Here is a 15,904-nt window from a genome sequence, read left to right as displayed (position 1 = left end):
CTTGTCATGTCGGGCTACAGCCGGACCGGACCCCAAGCTGCCGGATGATGAGTCATTGTTCGAAAGTCAGGAAGCCGAGCACAGCTGTCGTTTCCGGTGACCCGTCGCTGATAAACCCTCGCCCAAAGCCGCCTTACTGCTGAGCAGAACGCAACGACAGCTCTTGCCTGAATTTCGGACCATCTGAAGTGTATGTCATGTGAACAGCTCATCGGCCGCTTCCAGCGTGAATACTGGCTGGTGGTGACGATGAAATTGCTCCACGCCATAGCGACGCAGACGCTCCAGCCAATCCTCAGCCACCGTGCGGGCGATGCCGCGCTCGATGGCGGCTTCGCGCAGCAGCGCAAATTCGGTACGCAGTGTGGTGGGCATGATGCCAGGGTCGTCGGTATTCACGAGAACACGAATCGGACCGCTGCGCAGGCCGTGGCGGTTGTGCCGGCCACCGAAGGCCAGTGTGGATTCGTCGGGCGGGTTCCAGCGGAAGATCGGGTGCTCACTGTGCTTGCCGACCCGGGCGATGTAAACATTTGAGGTCGGGTTGGTCTCAATGATCAGGCCCTTGCGGTCATACTCGTGCAACAGATAATCCTGCAACGCATGCATGAAGCGCAGTTCTTCCGGACTATCGCTGTCGTACAGCAGCGCCTCGTTCGGCTCTTCCGGCGCGCGATCCAGTTCGGCGTGGCAGCGATCGTTGGGCTGCTCGCGCACCACCACCAGAAATGGCGAGGCATTGCCGAGAGCCAGGTGCGCGTGGCGCCGCCGATACAGCGTCTCCGGCGTCCAGTCTTCAGTATCTGTGCCTGCATGTTGCAGCCGCGCCAAATCGGGCACCGCGTGCTGTTCCTTTGCTCCCAGTACCGGGTTCGCGCCGATCTTGCTCAGGCGGTAATGGCAATTGCGGCGCAGCAGCCAGGCCTGGAGCAGCAATTCCGGGGTGATACGCCAGTCGGGCGGGCTTACCCAGTGCCGCAGATTTTCATGTTCCTTCCTCGTACCGGCCGGGGCATAGGTTGTCGCGGAGGTCGTAGCTCGCGGCCGGGGGTTGATTTCCAGGGGGTGCAGCCAGGCGCCATAGCGCTGCATACGCCGGATGCGCTGCTCCAGAAGCGGAAGCACCTGCCCGGCGAGCGGCAGGCGCCGGCTGAGCAGGGTGGCGTGGTGCCAGGCCCAGACCAGATTGTCTAAATGTTCGTCCACCGGCAGTACCATATCGCCGTGTTGCGCCACCCAGCGCTTGGGCTTGATACCCAGCGCCAGCGCGTGGCCCAGCCGGTCGCCGTCGCGCATCTCGCAAAAGCGAACTGTTTCGTCCACATGACGCAGGCCAGAGAGCGGGTGGGCGTAGTCTTCACCTGCATGAATGCTCAGGTGAAAGCCGCTGCGGGGTTGCGCGTCCGGGCCATGTGGCTTCAGCCCCAATCGCAGCCAACGGAGCAGCGGGGCAAACCACTCGATCCGCAGATCGTTTTCATTGCCGGCTACGTCCAGTCCGCGCAGCCAGCGCGCCGGCTCAAAGCGGAAATACGGATTTAGCCGGCCGCCAAGAAATTCAGGGCGATTCCAGCCGGCGGTGCGCTGCAGGCTTTGCTGCAGCTTTTCGCCTTGCTGCCACCGCTTGGCCATGTCCGGCGCACGCCGCTGGCCGTCCTCACCATCCTTGTCAGCAGAGCGGGAAAAGTGTGCGCAGAACTGCCATTGCTCCAGTGCGCGCAGGTAGCCCAGCTCAGCTGCCCCCGGGGGGCTGGGCGGAACCGTCGTCAACGCTAGCCGGGGGCGGAGCGGCTGGCCCAGAGTGCGGCCGAGTTGCTGGGCGAGTTCGGCAACACTCTCGGGGCCAAAGACTTCTGGGCTGCCTTTGGCCTCCAACAGATCATTTGGGCTGGCCAGCAGATGGCGCAGGTTGGCGAAGCGAGAGTGTCGGTTTGTTGCTGTTTTGCGCAACGCCCTAGGGAAATAATCCTTGGCAAAGCGGGTCAAGCCCAAGTTGTCCATGATCAGCAGGCGGCGCAGCTGCATGGTTTCACTCAGCAGGTACAGGATGGCTACGCGCAGCGACGACGGGGTATCGGGCTCGCGGTAACGCCGCAGTAGAAACACCAGTAACCACAGCCAGCAATGCTCCAACCCGCCCGCCCCAAGGGCGCGCCGCGCCAGCTCAGCCAGCAGCCATTCCGGCGAACCTGCCACCGCGAGCGCATGATGTTTTGCGAGAAGATCCCAGTCCGGCAACGAATCACCTTTACCTGACAGATTAGGTTCGTCGCGGCAGGCCTGGCGCAGACGGGCTTGCCAGTCAGTGGTTTCCGAGCCGGTCAGCCAGTTGCTGCCCGCGGGCGCCCAACCCAGCAGCTCACCCAGCACGCGGCGCAGCCGCAGCAGCACCTTATGTTCCTTCTCGCTCGTTTTCAGTGTGCCCAGCAACTGCCCGCTCAGAATCAGCCCAGCGGCACTCACACCACCCAAGTGCACATGTCCCTCGGCATGCGGCATCGCCGGGTTGGGGAGCGGGGCAAACAGCGGCGTCTGGTGGTCGAGTACGCGGCAAATGGCGTCGGCACCGGGTACCGGCAATGCATCAAGCCAGCCGGTTAAATGCCAGGCAGCCAACAGCGCTGGGTCTAGATCAACCGCCAGCCGGGCGTAGGCCTGCACCTCGGTATCACGGTAGTGCAGGTAATCGCCATGCCGCACCAGCAGTTCGTTGGACAGTTTCTCCAGCAGCGGCAGTTCGCCACTGACAAACAACGACTCCTTGGTCAGCATTTCGGTCAGCCGGCGCAGGTCATCCCGGCGGAACTGTCGGGGGCGGTCCTGCTCTATGCTGCACAGTAGTGCTTCGCGGCAGTCTTTGCGTAGCGATGTCAGCGAATCGGGAGCCCAGCTGGCAGCTGGTGTGCAGGTGAGATAGTCCAGTAGCGTCTTCGCCAGACCCGCACTGGAAAAGTATTGCCCGCCGACCAGTTCAAGAAGGGAGCGTTCGAGCATCAGGATTCGCGCGACGAATTAGCGACAACCTTTCCATAGGCTTCTTCCAGTCGGCGCAATGCTTCCGTTTCAGGATATTGATCATGCATTTCATTGAGGACTTGTTGGGCTTCATCTACTGAGAGCGACTGCAAACTGGCCTCCAGTTTCTTGCGCATTACATTAGCTGTATTGGTGGGAAGCTTCAGCAATTTGCGAAGGTGTCGATTGGCACGTTCGTTCGGGGCTAATTCGTTAGTTGTGGTGGTCGCAATTGTTGCAGTACGTTCATCAACATTTCCTTGGGTATTGACTGCTTTTTCTAGCCACTCCCTCAAAGGATGATTTCCAAGGTAATAGGTCAGCGCGCGCATCGCCATGCCGTACTTGGCAACATCGCTTTTCTCAATAATCCCGCCTTGCGGGAAGAAAGGCAGGATGTTCTGCCGGAACAAGGCGTTTTGTTCGAAGTTGCTAGGCCTCTCCAGGTTCACAGTCGCAATACTGGCCGGCAGACCGAACACGGCCCCCTTTTCAAAGCTGCCGCTGGCCGACCAGATGCTGTAAAAGGCGTGCAGGCCAATCTGGAGGGCAGCCTTGGGATAGAGGTCGGTGGATTCAATCCGCTGGTTGCGGTTGAACAGTTGCGCCTGATTGAACACTTTGTTGAACACGTTGTACACCAGCCACGGTGAGAAACGCACCTGCTCTAGCTGGTGCTCATTGCGCCAAGCTTGGATTTCATTGACCAGCGTATTGATGGCATCGATCGGCGGTTCATCCAGGTCGGCTTCTGCTGTTTCTCCATCCTCATTATTTTCATTTTGGGCAGTGCTCTGGGTTTTGGTGGGGGCCAGCGTGCTGGTGGAATGGAACGGCGCTCGATTGAGGAGATTGACCAAATCCAGTGCCGACACGTCGCGCACCAGACTGGTAACTAGCAGCTCGAACAGGCGGCCGATATTTACTTTGGTGCCTCGGCCGGACTCGCTGTAATAGTTAAGATGAGTCAGCAGCTTCATTAGCAACCGATGTTGTGGCTCTTTGACAGACTTTGTGACATTCCAGTTAAGCCGGCCCCAGCGCCCACTCTCTGGTAGCGGGTAGGGCAGCAGCACCTCCCGGTGGCCCATTACCTCCAGCCAATAGCCGGGAAGTTGGTTGACCAATGCGCTCCTCCAGCTTGCCAGTGAGTCCGGTTTGTTGAAGTCTTTATAGGCGGCATCGGCATGGCTTAGTGGCAGGAACAAGGCGGTAGCCAGGATGCTGCCGCCGAACGAGCTTGCACCATACCAGTGCTGTATGGCCTCCAGCACAAGGCAAGTCGGGCCAGCTTCCCATTCGCTGCCGAATTGCTCGCGCAGCCTTTGGCTCAATTGCAGTGTGTTGTGCGGACTGATCCCTCTGCCAGCATTGCTATGGCCCTTCTTTTCCAGTTCCCATGCGTCGGCAAAGGCCTTGTACGCGGGACGGAAGTCGCGGTCTTTGGCTAGTGTGGCATTAGCATATTCGGCGGCAAATCGGTCGACCAGTTCATGACGAATGCCCGGCGCCAGTTGCCCGATACGCTTGGCGACTAGAGCACTTTGTGCTTGGCTCAGCTCTCCTGGCATCACTTCAAGCAGGCGGTCTTGGCCACAGCGCCGGATCAGTTGTGTTAACGCCCTGATCGACGGGATGGGCAGCGCAAGTCTGCTGTTTTCCTGCTCATTGACCGGGCCGGCAATAAACCACTCCAGCCAGGCATGGAAGGCGCCGAGTGAGGCTATCGGTTGACCTCCCTGCTCGTCGCTGGGACTGCGCAGCTCGATTTGAAAATCGCACAGGTATTCGGCAATATCGGGCATGCGTAGGCGGTTGGTCACTGGCAGGATTTTGCGCTGGTATTCGCTTGCCAGTGCGATTGCCAAATTTCTGGCCTGATCTTCTTCATATTTCGGCGTGGGCTTGACGATCTTGCCGTGAAACTCGCGCCAGATCACTTCGGTATACAGATCCAGGTCGCCGCTGATGATAGGCAACACCAGCGGGGTGTTCAGATAGCGGCGCACGATTTCCAGGTTTTCATATGCCCGGTCGAGCGAGGTGTCGACATCGTCAATGGTCAGCACCAGCAAGTCTTTGCCCAGCAGTGTCAGCACACTGCCAAAAAATGCGTGCACCTTGCTATTGAGCTGCCGGTGACCGATAAAGCTGCGCAGCTTGTCCAGCCCGCGCTCTTCCTTTTGTGCATCCACGCTTTCCAGCCCGTGCGCCAGCTCCTCAAGCGCCCGCAGCATTGCGCGGTAATTGGACTCGTTGCGCTGGGCTTGCTGTACTTGGCTGTCGCTGAGCACAGCCGCGACAATCACGTGCAGGAACAGATCGTCATGTTCTTCCAGCAGGGTGGGATCCACCGGCTTCAGAATGTGCACTCGTGCCAGCAAATCCTTGTTCTGCCGTACTCGGCTGCGCTGGACTTCAGGCAATCCTTGGTTCGGGTCGTGGGACGCATTCGCTCGCTGCTTTAGGTAGGCGGGCAGATTGACCAGTACCGTTGACTTGCCGGTGCCGCGAGCGCCGTCAATCAGTACGGCATTGTGGGTCCGCCGGCTGTCGAAATCCTGGTCTGGTTCATTCAGTGCTTTGCTGGCTTCCCGCTGTGCCTCATGGATGAGGGTGTACAAGCGATCATAGACCTCCCGGGCCAGTAGGGTGTTCGGGTGGGGCAGGCTGGCCGTTTCCTGCTGGGTGGTGCTGATATAGAGCTTGGAGTTATCGGTCACGGTGTACTGGCTGGTAAGGTGAATTTTAGGATTTTAATGCGTTGCGCGTATGAAATAGTGAGATGAAGCGCAAAAACGAGCCGATAAGCCGCAAAATAATTCACCCAGCTGTAGAAAGACTGCTGCGGCGAAGCTGCTACCGTAGGCGATCCGGCAGGTTTCAGAGCGAAGCAGCCTCTCGAATGACCGTTGGGGAGAGAAATTCGCCGGCCGGTTGTGGCCGGAAGTGCGAGTTCAAGACTGGCGCCCGTAACCTGCCTGTGGTGCCCGCTGAAGCCTCGCGCTGACCGTCGGCACAGGCCGATGACTCGACGGAGGCTGCGCATTCACGAGCGGCAGCAACATGGTCGGACCCGCCGGCCGGTGAACGGCTTGAGCAAACGAGCAAGGACTAGTCGCGGCTGCCTTCAGCCCTCGACACAAGGATCACGGAAGATGGGAAGAGCCATAGTCACCTTGCTGTCGACCGATTGACAGCTCCACCATGCGTCACTCCTCGACGCGCCGGCGAACCACCAGTTCGTCATACCCCGTCGAAGCGTACGGTTCGCGCTGGAGCACCCAACCCGGCAATGGGGCCAGCAAGACCTCGGCAGTCGTTCGCACCGTGTTCCCATAGACGACGTGTCCGCCGATGACCCGCCCGTCGGGCGTCGAGATGGACATGTGCAGATGCGCGCCATTTTCCGCGAGGCTGCCGGCAAGCGTGAGGATTTCGGACGGGCCGGGGATGCTCGTTGCGGTGTGGTGGCCGGCGAAGCGGAGTTTTGCGTCGATCAGGCTGCCGATGCCGGAGAGGACGACGGCCGGGCCGCCGGGTTGCTCGCTGACGGCCGATTCCAGCGCCTTGCGCAGGTCGCTGCCGGGCAGCTGTCGGAGGGGATAGGGATTCATGCCTTCCATGACTGTATTGCAATCAGGTCTCATCGGGACGGAGTGTGTATTCGGCTCGCCTCCGCCATCAATAGAGTTCCGCTAGTCCGCGAGGAAATCCCGATCGTCCGCCACGGTGAGTGGCCCCTGTTTCCGTCCCTGCCCCCTATTTCCGTCCCGCGTCGTGTTTTGGCCTGGTCGCGTTATGGTTTGGAAATTTCGGCAAGCGCTTCGGCAGCGGGCTTGATTTCGGTACGCTGGACCGCAAAATCGCCGAGCGACACGATTCCCACCAATCGCTTTTCCCGGTCAACGATCGGCAGACGCCTGACTTGGCGCTCGCTCATGATCTTGACGGCCTGGTCGACTGATTCGTCCTCGAAGGCCCACGCAACGCCGTCGGACATTACATCGCGAACCTTGGTGCTGGAGTCCTTACCCTCGGCGACAGCGCGTATCGCGATGTCCCGATCCGAGATCGTTCCAATCATGCGATCGTTTTCCCCAACCGGCATCATGCCGAAGCCCTCATCGCGCATGGTTGCTGCGGCCTGCCTGATGGTCATGTCGGGATTGATGACCTTGACGTCGCGACTCATGAGGTCTCGTAACTGGTGCATGTTCATTCTCCTGGCATCTAGTCTTTCGATGAAAGCGCCTCACTTGCGTGATGATCAGGCGCGGTCGCGTAGTTCGGTCACACCAGCGCCTTCAGCGCAGTGATCGCAGCAGAACATCCGGTCGCCCTTCTCCAGGCCGTGCCCGATGATGCGCACGCCACAATGCGCGCATTTCGGTGCGAGCGTATGAATCGCGCATTCAAAGCTGTCGAAGGTATGGGTCTTCCCCTGCGCCACCACTTGAAAAGACTTGTCGTAGTCATTGCCGCACGCGTCGCATTTCGCCATGGAGAACTCCATTGAACAGTTGTCTGTCACTACGTCCGCGAGCATATTCGCCGTGATGGAACGAGTCTGTACGCTGGGCCACAGATCGGCTCAAGCACGATGGGCTCGAAGCGCCGACGTGCGTATTCGGCTCGCCTCCCCCATCAATAGAGAGCCGCCAGCCCCGTACGGACCGCCTCCGGCACGTTGGGTTGATTCGCGATCTCCGCCAGGAAATTGGGGTCGTCCGCGACGGTGAGCGGATCGAGGGCGATGGGCTGGAGGATCGTCGACAGGGGCGCCGCGGCGGCGCGTGGGGAGATGCGGTCGGGGCCGGTGAAGTCGTCGGGGCCGCTGAATGGCAGGCGCGGGCGGAGGTTGATGTCCGTGGCCTCGATTTCGTCGAGGGCGAGTGACCAGACGACGGGTTCGGACGCGCTCCGCAGGGCGTTCCGCGGCCTCGGCGTTTCGACTTCACGCGCGAGGGCGGGCAGGTTGCGGAAGGCGGCTCGCAGGCTGCGGCAGGCTTGTTTCAGCGACACGGCGGCGACATCGGGATCGGCCGTTGGCTGCGTCAGGGTCAGGTTCAGGCAGCGGAGCCTGCCGCCGACGCGCAGCCTTTCGCCCTCGGCGCCGAGCGCGCGCATCATGCCGGGTGTGCCGTAGCGGGCAAGGCCATTGACCATGACGAGCCGGATCGACGTCTCCTTCGCCTTCACGAGCGCTTCGTAGGGGTCGCCGGCCGTGCCGTCGATGACGAGGAGATCGGCGCGCCTGCCGGGCTCCAGCGTGCCGAGCGCCTTGTCCCACTTGAGGATCGCGGCAGCTTCGCGCGTCGCCATCGCGACGAGGTCGCGCGCGTCGAAGAGGCCATCGAGCATGTGCCGGGAATAGAGCCACGCGACCTTCAGTTCGCCCATCAGGTTCTTGCTGCCCGAGGGGGACCAGTCGCTGCCTAGGCCGATGCGCACGTTCGCCTGGCGGGCAGCCTTCACGTCGGCGGTCGCGCCGTACAGCAGGAGGTTGCTGAAGGGCGACCAGACCATCGCACCCCCATGCCGCCCGAGCACTTCGAAGTCTTCCGGCAGGAGGCCGGCCGCGTGGATGGCGGCGAGGCGGTCGTTGATGGCCCATAGGTCGGGCGCGACCTGGAGCGCGAGGAAATGGCGGCGGGCGATGGAGTCGGGCGTATCCGGCGGGGTCACGCCTTCGCTGACATGAAGGAGGAAGCAGCTGTCTTCCTTGTTGAGCCGGGCCAGGAACCAGGCGGCATCGCGGGCATCGATGTCGGGGATGCGCGCCTGCGCTTCTGGCAGCTCGGGGTCGTCGGTCTGCTCGACATTGCGCAGCAGGCCGCGGTAGTAGCGCCGTATGCCAGCGTTGCTGTTGAGCATGATCCCCTGGCTGGTCGTCACCCCGCCGAGCAGGCACTTGCACTCGACGTAGCGCACGAGCGGCGCGAGCAGCGCGGCTTTGCCTTCGGCGTCGCGGTAGCTGCCGACGACGGTCATCGGACCGCTGATCAGCCGGCGATAGTCGGGATGATCGGGCCACTGGCCGCGATGCTGGAAACGCCTGGGCACCGGCGCCCATAACGGCAGCGCGTTGTAGGCGAGGTGGTTGTGCAGTTCGATCAGGCCCGGATAGAGCGTGCCGCGCGTGGCGACAGGCGCGACGCCGTCGAAACCGGCCGGTGCGGGCTGGGCGCGGTCCTGCACGGCGACGATGGCGCCGCAGTCGATGTAGACAATGGCGTTCGCCCTGACCGTAAATGCGTCGTCCATCGTCACGACGCGACCGGCGAGCGCGACTTTCGGGCCGGTCGGGAGGTCGATCGGCCCTGCTCCCCTTGCGACCGGCATCGGCGCGCGGGCGGAAGGGGGCGGCTCGGTTCCGGCGAGCGGATACCAGCGCCGCGGGATGCCGGTCATGTGACGACTCCCTTGGGAATCCTGATCGTGATGTTGCGCCGCTTGGCGAGATCGTCGGGACCGACGCGCCGCGCCCAGCCGTCCTGTTCGCGCATCCAGGCGGGCAACCCGGCGGGGAAATCGAATTCGGGGATACCGATGCGGTCCTCCCCCGCCCAGGCTTCGCCGTACAGAACCAGCGGCGTCGGCCCGTCCGGGTGCTGCACGCGCGGCGCGACCGCCAGCAGGGCCTTGTTCCAGTTGCGCAGCAACGCCGTGGTCGCTTCCGCCAACTTTGCCCTGTTGCCATCCGAGGCGCTTTCCGGCTGCGTGGGGTGGGTCAGTGCCGCATAGCCGACTTCGATCGACTCGCCCGCCGGGGTCGCCTTCCAGAAACGCCACGCCTCGTCGGCTACGCGGCCGAATGCCAGCACCACCTCGATGCGGCCGCCGCTCAGCAGGGCGTGGAACCAGCGGTTACGGTAATCGACGAGCCGCGGATCCTTGCGCGTGCGGGCCTTGACGCTGCCATAGACGCTGTAGAGGTAAGTGTTGATGAACACGTAGCTTCGCGTGACGCCGAGCTTGCGCAGCAGGCCCTGCACGCGCCGTCCGGCCTCGCCGACCATGATGCGGCGGATGACCGTTTCGTGCTGCGCGGGGTCCTGACCGATGACAAGGATGCGGGCGGTGCCGTCGAGCCGTCCGCGATGGAAGATCGGCCCCCACTCGGTTCGGAACTGGTCGGACGGATAGACATCCACCCCGGGGTAGTCCGAGCAGAGCGTCAGGAAGGGTTCGGCGACATAGCCTGGGTCGAACGGATGCGACATACGTGCTCTCCTTCCGGCGGGCGGAGACCTTCACACGACGAGGCACGCCGTTTATGTGGCATAGCACAAAAAAATCGCGCCAGCAGTCCGTTGGACTACTACCCAATGCCGTAGCGGCGCAGGCGGGCGGCGATGGCCGAATGCGACGCACCAAGGCGCTTGGCAAGTCGCCGGCTGGAAGGGAAATCGCGGTAAAGGTGTTGCAGCAAGTTCTTCTCGAAGCCCGCGACAGCCTCGTCAAGCGTCGTGACTTCCCTGTCCGCATCCCGTCCCGCGGGGTTCGCCGCGTGGGCGAGCTCGAGGTCGGCCGCGGCAATCACGAGCCGTTCGGTCATCGTCACCGTCCGGAAAATCACGTTCTGGAGCTGTCTGACATTGCCGGGCCAGGTGCTCGCCAGCAAGGCGGCGCACGCTGCCGACGACAGGCGCATCAAGGGGCGCCCCGCCTGTGCGCAGGCGCGCGCCAGGAAGAACTGGGCAAGCGGGAGGATATCGCCGGGCCGTTCGCGCAACGGCGGCATGTGCAGCGTCAGCACATTCAGTCGAAAGAGCAGATCCTGCCGAAAATGACCGGTGGCCACCATGTCTTCGAGCGCGCGGTGGGTGGCGCTGATGATGCGGACGTTCACCTTGATTTCACGATCGCCGCCGACCCGCCGGAAGCTGCCGTCGTTGAGGAAGCGGAGCAGCTTGGCCTGCAGGTAGGGCGACATTTCGCCGATCTCGTCGAGAAACACCGTGCCCCCGTCCGCCAGTTCGAGCAGGCCGGGTTTGCCGCCGCGCAAAGCGCCGGTGAAGGCGCCCGGCGAATAGCCGAACAGCTCGCTTTCGGCGAGGTTCTCCGGAAGCGCGGCGCAGTTCAGCGCAAAGAAAGGCTCGGCGCTGCGACTGCTGCCGGCATGGCACGCGTGGGCGAGCAGCTCCTTGCCGGTGCCGGTTTCGCCGGTGATCAGCAGCGGGGCATCGACGAGCGCCATGCGCGCCGCGCGCTGTTTGAGCAGGTCGATCTCCGCCGAATTGCCGAGGATGGCTTCGAAACCGCCCGCATCGTAATTCTGCAGCGCGCTCAGGCGTTCGCCCATGCGAGTGGGGGCGTGGAGGGTCATCACGGCACCCGCCACCCGACCGCCCGTTTCGTGCAGGGGCAGAGTCTCCAGCATGTACGGCTCGCCGTTGAGATCAATCTCGCGCACCGGCAGGTGGTAACCCCCGTCGACGAGCGCATCCAGCAGTCCCGGATCGCCGATCAGTTGCTGCATCGAGCTCGCCCGCAATTCGGCTTCGGACATTCCGCTTGCCGTGACGGCGGCGCCGTTGGCGACGATCACGCGCCCCTTCGCATCGACGGCGAACACCGGATCGGCCTGCGAGGCCAGCAGGGCGTCCAGATACAAGCGCCGTTGCGCGCCGGGGAGCATGGCGACGACGTCGACGGTGCGCACACCGGCGATCTGCAGCAACTGGCTGCGCAACTTGATGAGTCCGGCTTGATCCAGCGCCGGGGCCTCGATGTAGATGTGCGGTGGCTCGACCTCGACGGCCGTGACATTGAGCGAGCGCCGCGCGAGTTCCGCCAGGATCTCATGGGCAATGCCGACCCGGTCGTCAAAGACAATGGCAATGCGCATCAAGGCTCCTGTATCGATATCGAAACAGTGTATCGGAACCGCTACATCAACTACAGGTTGTTGATATTACGTGAAATTTTTTCCCACACTACGCCCCGCCCCACCGGTTGTGTATTGATTTACGTACGCACGAATTCACCCAGGACGCACGACTACGCATAACAGTATGTTTTCATGGACTTTTATTTGATGGCACAGGCGTTGCTATGCACCCTTGATTCAAGTCCACACAAACAACGGAGACAACCGATGGAAGCACTTACGCAGTTCGTCACGGCGATCAACGACATCGTGTGGGGGCCGCCGATGCTGATCGCGATCCTTGGTACCGGCCTGTTCCTGCAGTTGCGCCTCAAGTTCATGCCGGTGACCAAGATCATCGCCGGCTTCGTCATGGTCTGGCGCGGACGCAAGGCGGCACCCGGCGCGCCGGGTGAAATCACGCCCTATGCAGCGCTCATGACCGCCCTGGCGGCAACGGTCGGGACTGGCAATATCGCCGGCGTCGCCACCGCCATCGCCGTCGGTGGGCCGGGCGCCATGTTCTGGATGTGGATGACAGCGCTCGTCGGGATGGCCACAAAGTATGCCGAAGTGCTGCTTGCGGTGCATTACCGCGAAACCGATGACCGCGGCGAGCAGGTCGGCGGGCCGATGTACGCGATCAAGAACGGCCTCGGTCGCCACTGGCGCTGGCTTGCCGCGGCGTTCGCGCTGTTCGGCGGCCTCGCCGGCTTCGGTATCGGCAACATGGTCCAATCGAACAGCATCGCCGGTGCACTGGAAGCCGGTTTCGGTATCGATCCGTGGGTGTCCGGTGTCGTGATGGCGGTATTCACCGGCGTCGTGCTGCTCGGCGGGGTCAAGCGCATCGGCGCGGTGGCGGAAAAACTGGTGCCGTTCATGTGCATCGGTTATGTCGTCACATCCCTGACTGTGCTTGGCATCTATGCCGACCAGATTCCCGCGGCCTTTTCGCTGATCTTTTCGAGCGCCTTCAGTCCGGTGGCGGCAACGGGCGGTTTCGCCGGTGCGGCGGTGATGATGGCGATGCGCTACGGCGTGGCGCGCGGCATCTTCTCGAACGAAGCCGGTCTCGGCACCGCGGGCATCGCGCAGGCGGCCGGCCAGACCAGGAACCCGGTCGAGTCCGGCCTGGTGGGCATGATGGGCACCTTCATCGACACCATCATCGTGTGCACCATGACCGGCCTGGTGCTGATCGTGACCGGCGTCTGGAGCAGCGGCCTCAAGGGCGCGGCACTGAGTTCGAGCGCCTTCGTCACCGCGTTCCCGGGATTTGGTGGTCAGTTCCTGGCCATCGCGCTGGCGATCTTCGCCTTCACCACCATCCTCGGCTGGGCGTACTACGGCGAGAAGTGCTGGGAGTACCTGATCGGCACGTCGGTCGAAAAACCCTACCGCGTGCTCTGGACAATCTTTGTTCTGGTCGGCGCCGTGACGCAACTCGACTTCGTGTGGCTGGTCGCCGACACGCTGAATGCCTTCATGGCCATCCCGAACCTGATCTCCTTGCTGCTTCTGTCCCCGATCGTCGCAAGACTGACGCAGGATTACTTTGCCGAGCGTCGCGTTCCGGTCGGCGGAGCGGCGGTCGCCCAGTTGTCCCGCTAAATGGTCAGCGCGACTTGAGCCAGTCCGGCCCGTTCGTCATCGGCGCGACGCGGTGGAGTCGCACGCTCCGCGCAAACCGGACGACGAAAGCGGGCCGGACCTGCGGCCCAATCAACCGTTTTCAACTGGAGACCAACGCAGCCCCTCGTCGGGGCATGCGTCAGAGGATGACGGAGATCTCCTCACGGCGAACCAGATCGTGCTCCAACTGAAGACCATCGATATCGAGCGCATCGTGCGCGGCGAGCAACCCGACCGGAGTCCCGCCATCGTCCACGACCGGCATGTGGCGGAATCCGCCTTCGTACATCAGATGCAAGGCGTGGCCGAAAGGCTTGTTCTTGTGGATCGTCTGCACCTGCGTGGTCATGATGCTCTCGACCGACGTGGCGGCCGGATCGAGACCCTGGGCGACGACCCGGAACACAATGTCCCGCTCGGTCAGGATGCCGCGCAACTTCCCCTTCTCCACCACCAGAACTGCCGAGGATTTCATCTCACGCATGATGATCGACGAATTGCGGATCGTGCTGCTCGGTGTGACCGTAGGGAATGGGCGTTGACCAATGACTTCGCGAATGGGGCGGTAGGGCATGGCATGTCTCCTCTCGATCGAAGGATGAAGATGAACGAATCTTCCTGCGAGCCGTTCTGGAACACGAACCCGATGAACAGGGTGTCGGCTCGGGCGGAATGACGTCGCGAACGGGCGATGACCGCAAGGTGTTGTTCCGTGAGCACCTGATATCGGACCTTGCGGCAATCGACGCTCGACAGAAGTCGTGCAAGTTCCAGGCCTTTGCAGCACGGACCGAGAACTCCCATTAAAACAGTGCCATACGTTGCATTGGCGTTTCCGCGCAGCTGCTCTCCGCACCAGTATCGTGATACGAGGACGCGTCAGGCGCCAAATGAGTGCGCTCGGTCGAGTATCCAGCCGCTGATGTGTGCCACGGAAAACCGCTTGGGCGGCTGCAACACGTGGTGGCGACGATTAGCTCTCCGACCGGATCGATGGCACGTGCGACCGACGGTCCGCGGCATACCGATTAATTGGCGCCGATGCATTTCGCGTCCTATCGTTGACAGACCCCACAGCCCGTAACGCCGCGACGAACAAACACCCACAAAGCGGAGGCATCCATGAGGTTCCCGATTTCCCTGCGGTTTGTTGCACCGTTGTTGAGCTGTGCATTATTGATACCGGCTGCGGCGCACACCGCCGATACCGCGCCCGAAAAACCCATCGGCCTGACCGGCGCGGCCGATGCGGTCGGGCTGGTCGATCTGGCCCCTCACAACCTGGCCGGTGCCGTCGGCGATTACGATTTGCGTGCACGCGTCATCGGGCTCGAACCCGGCGGCGCCATCCATAACCACCCGCATGCAGGCCGTCCGGGCATCGTTCGCGTCACGAAGGGGACCATCATCGAGTATCGCGGCGAAGCCAAGCGCACGCTTGCCGTCGGCGACACGTGGTACGAAAACGCCGACACGACGCACTGGTTCCGGAACGCGAGCACCACCGAAGCCGCCGAGATCTGGGTCGTGGATCTGGTGCCGAAGAAGAAGTAGCCCTTAGCTGCACACAGGACAGGGGCGGACGGGCCGCAGGGGTGCGGAGTTCAGGCGACAGGAAGAGGAAACGCCCGGCGGAAGTACCGGGCGTTTTCACGTCGAGGAAGCCCTTCGGAGGCGACGAGCTGTCACTACCACGTCACTCTTCGAAAAGTTCGGAATGTGTGCCTGCCCGCACGAAAATGATGACATTGCCATCCATCCGGTAGATCAGCAGGAAGTCCCCGCCGACGTGGCATTCCCGGTGATCGGACCAGTCCCCCTTCAGCGCATGATCGAGCCATTCGGGTCCCAGCGGTTCCTCATTAGCGATGAGTAGCAACATCACCTCTTTCAGACGCTTGAGGTCGTAACGACCAGAGCGGGAAAGGCGATGCCAGTCCTTGAGGAAGGATTTGGTGTAGTCGCACGCCTTGGGCGGCTTGGCTCGCTTACTGCTGGCGGGCCGTTTCGAGGTCATCAATCATGGTGTCGGCAGTGTCAAAACGCGCCGCGCGGGCCTTTACCATCGCACGAGCTTCTTCCATCGCTTCACGGGTTCTTGCGTTCGGAACCTTGAGTTCTAGCGGGAAAGCCTGCTCGTTGACCACGCGCTTGAGCAGGATGCGCACCGCATCCGACACGGACAGGCCCATGGCGGCCAGCGCCTCACTGGCCTGCGTCTTGATTTCGTTGTCCACCCGAACGTGCAGCATTGTGGAATGTGACATAGCAGCGTCCTCCGTTTGAGTGAATTATGTATCTCCTTTGAGATACAGTAAAGCAACTCGAGTGAACGGCAGATCGTGGCTGCCGATTCTTGCCCAAGCCCCCGCTGGTCCT

13 protein-coding genes are annotated in these 15,904 nt (G+C 62.2%); 2 read left to right on the top strand and 11 right to left on the bottom strand.

Annotation, left to right across the window (positions count from 1 at the left end; all coding sequences use genetic code 11):
• Positions 1-195: 195 nt before the first annotated feature.
• From rdrB to AzCIB_RS06405, 8 genes are all read right to left on the bottom strand, one after another.
• The gene (gene rdrB, locus AzCIB_RS06440) at positions 196-2,994 is read right to left on the bottom strand and encodes an antiviral RADAR system adenosine deaminase RdrB (RefSeq protein WP_050415134.1); all 2,799 of its coding nucleotides are present in this window, start codon (positions 2,992-2,994) and stop codon (positions 196-198) included.
• The gene (gene rdrA, locus AzCIB_RS06435) at positions 2,994-5,738 is read right to left on the bottom strand and encodes an antiviral RADAR system adenosine triphosphatase RdrA (protein ID WP_050415133.1); all 2,745 of its coding nucleotides are present in this window, start codon (positions 5,736-5,738) and stop codon (positions 2,994-2,996) included. The genes rdrB and rdrA overlap by 1 nt, the downstream gene beginning before the upstream one ends.
• 489 nt (positions 5,739-6,227) lie before the next feature.
• Entirely contained in the window at positions 6,228-6,641 is a 414-nt protein-coding gene (locus AzCIB_RS06430; protein ID WP_198149628.1) for a PPC domain-containing DNA-binding protein, read from the bottom strand.
• 173 nt (positions 6,642-6,814) lie between these two features.
• Positions 6,815-7,210 (bottom strand): CBS domain-containing protein, encoded by a 396-nt coding sequence (locus AzCIB_RS06425; protein ID WP_198149627.1) that lies wholly within the window; start codon positions 7,208-7,210, stop codon positions 6,815-6,817.
• Between the two features lie 75 nt (positions 7,211-7,285).
• Positions 7,286-7,519, bottom strand: a complete 234-nt coding sequence (locus tag AzCIB_RS06420) for a metallothionein (protein ID WP_050415131.1) — start codon at positions 7,517-7,519, stop codon at positions 7,286-7,288.
• A gap of 143 nt (positions 7,520-7,662) precedes the next feature.
• Complete coding sequence (locus tag AzCIB_RS06415) at positions 7,663-9,429, bottom strand: amidohydrolase family protein (RefSeq protein ID WP_198149626.1); 1,767 nt, start codon at positions 9,427-9,429, stop codon at positions 7,663-7,665.
• Positions 9,426-10,241, bottom strand: coding sequence for a uracil-DNA glycosylase family protein (locus AzCIB_RS06410; protein ID WP_050415130.1), 816 nt, complete (start codon positions 10,239-10,241; stop codon positions 9,426-9,428). The genes AzCIB_RS06415 and AzCIB_RS06410 overlap by 4 nt, the downstream gene beginning before the upstream one ends.
• A gap of 98 nt (positions 10,242-10,339) precedes the next feature.
• Positions 10,340-11,869: a sigma-54-dependent transcriptional regulator gene (locus tag AzCIB_RS06405; RefSeq protein ID WP_050415129.1), complete on the bottom strand. Its 1,530-nt coding sequence runs from the start codon at positions 11,867-11,869 to the stop codon at positions 10,340-10,342.
• 249 nt (positions 11,870-12,118) lie between these two features.
• Here AzCIB_RS06405 and AzCIB_RS06400 point away from each other — a divergent pair, with 249 nt between their 5' ends.
• On the top strand, positions 12,119-13,504 hold the full coding sequence (locus AzCIB_RS06400) for an alanine/glycine:cation symporter family protein (protein ID WP_050415128.1): 1,386 nt from the start codon (positions 12,119-12,121) through the stop codon (positions 13,502-13,504).
• A 160-nt stretch (positions 13,505-13,664) separates the two neighbouring features.
• Here the strand turns inward: AzCIB_RS06400 and AzCIB_RS06395 are convergent, their stop codons facing one another.
• Complete coding sequence (locus tag AzCIB_RS06395) at positions 13,665-14,099, bottom strand: CBS domain-containing protein (RefSeq protein ID WP_050415127.1); 435 nt, start codon at positions 14,097-14,099, stop codon at positions 13,665-13,667.
• A 548-nt stretch (positions 14,100-14,647) separates the two neighbouring features.
• Between AzCIB_RS06395 and AzCIB_RS06390 the strand changes: the two genes are divergently transcribed.
• A complete protein-coding gene (locus tag AzCIB_RS06390; RefSeq protein WP_083446893.1) occupies positions 14,648-15,079 on the top strand; it encodes a cupin domain-containing protein in 432 nt (143 codons plus the stop codon).
• Between the two features lie 142 nt (positions 15,080-15,221).
• Here AzCIB_RS06390 and AzCIB_RS06385 read toward each other — a convergent pair whose 3' ends face one another.
• Positions 15,222-15,542, bottom strand: a complete 321-nt coding sequence (locus AzCIB_RS06385; protein ID WP_050415125.1) for a type II toxin-antitoxin system YafQ family toxin — start codon at positions 15,540-15,542, stop codon at positions 15,222-15,224.
• On the bottom strand, positions 15,514-15,792 hold the full coding sequence (locus tag AzCIB_RS06380; RefSeq protein ID WP_083446892.1) for a type II toxin-antitoxin system RelB/DinJ family antitoxin: 279 nt from the start codon (positions 15,790-15,792) through the stop codon (positions 15,514-15,516). Before AzCIB_RS06380 ends, AzCIB_RS06385 begins: the two co-directional genes overlap by 29 nt.
• Between the last annotated feature and the right edge of the window lie 112 nt (positions 15,793-15,904).

The sequence above is a fragment of the Azoarcus sp. CIB genome, from assembly GCF_001190925.1.
Taxonomy (GTDB): Bacteria; Pseudomonadota; Gammaproteobacteria; order Burkholderiales; family Rhodocyclaceae; genus Aromatoleum.
This window is presented reverse-complemented; position numbering and strand designations above follow the sequence as displayed.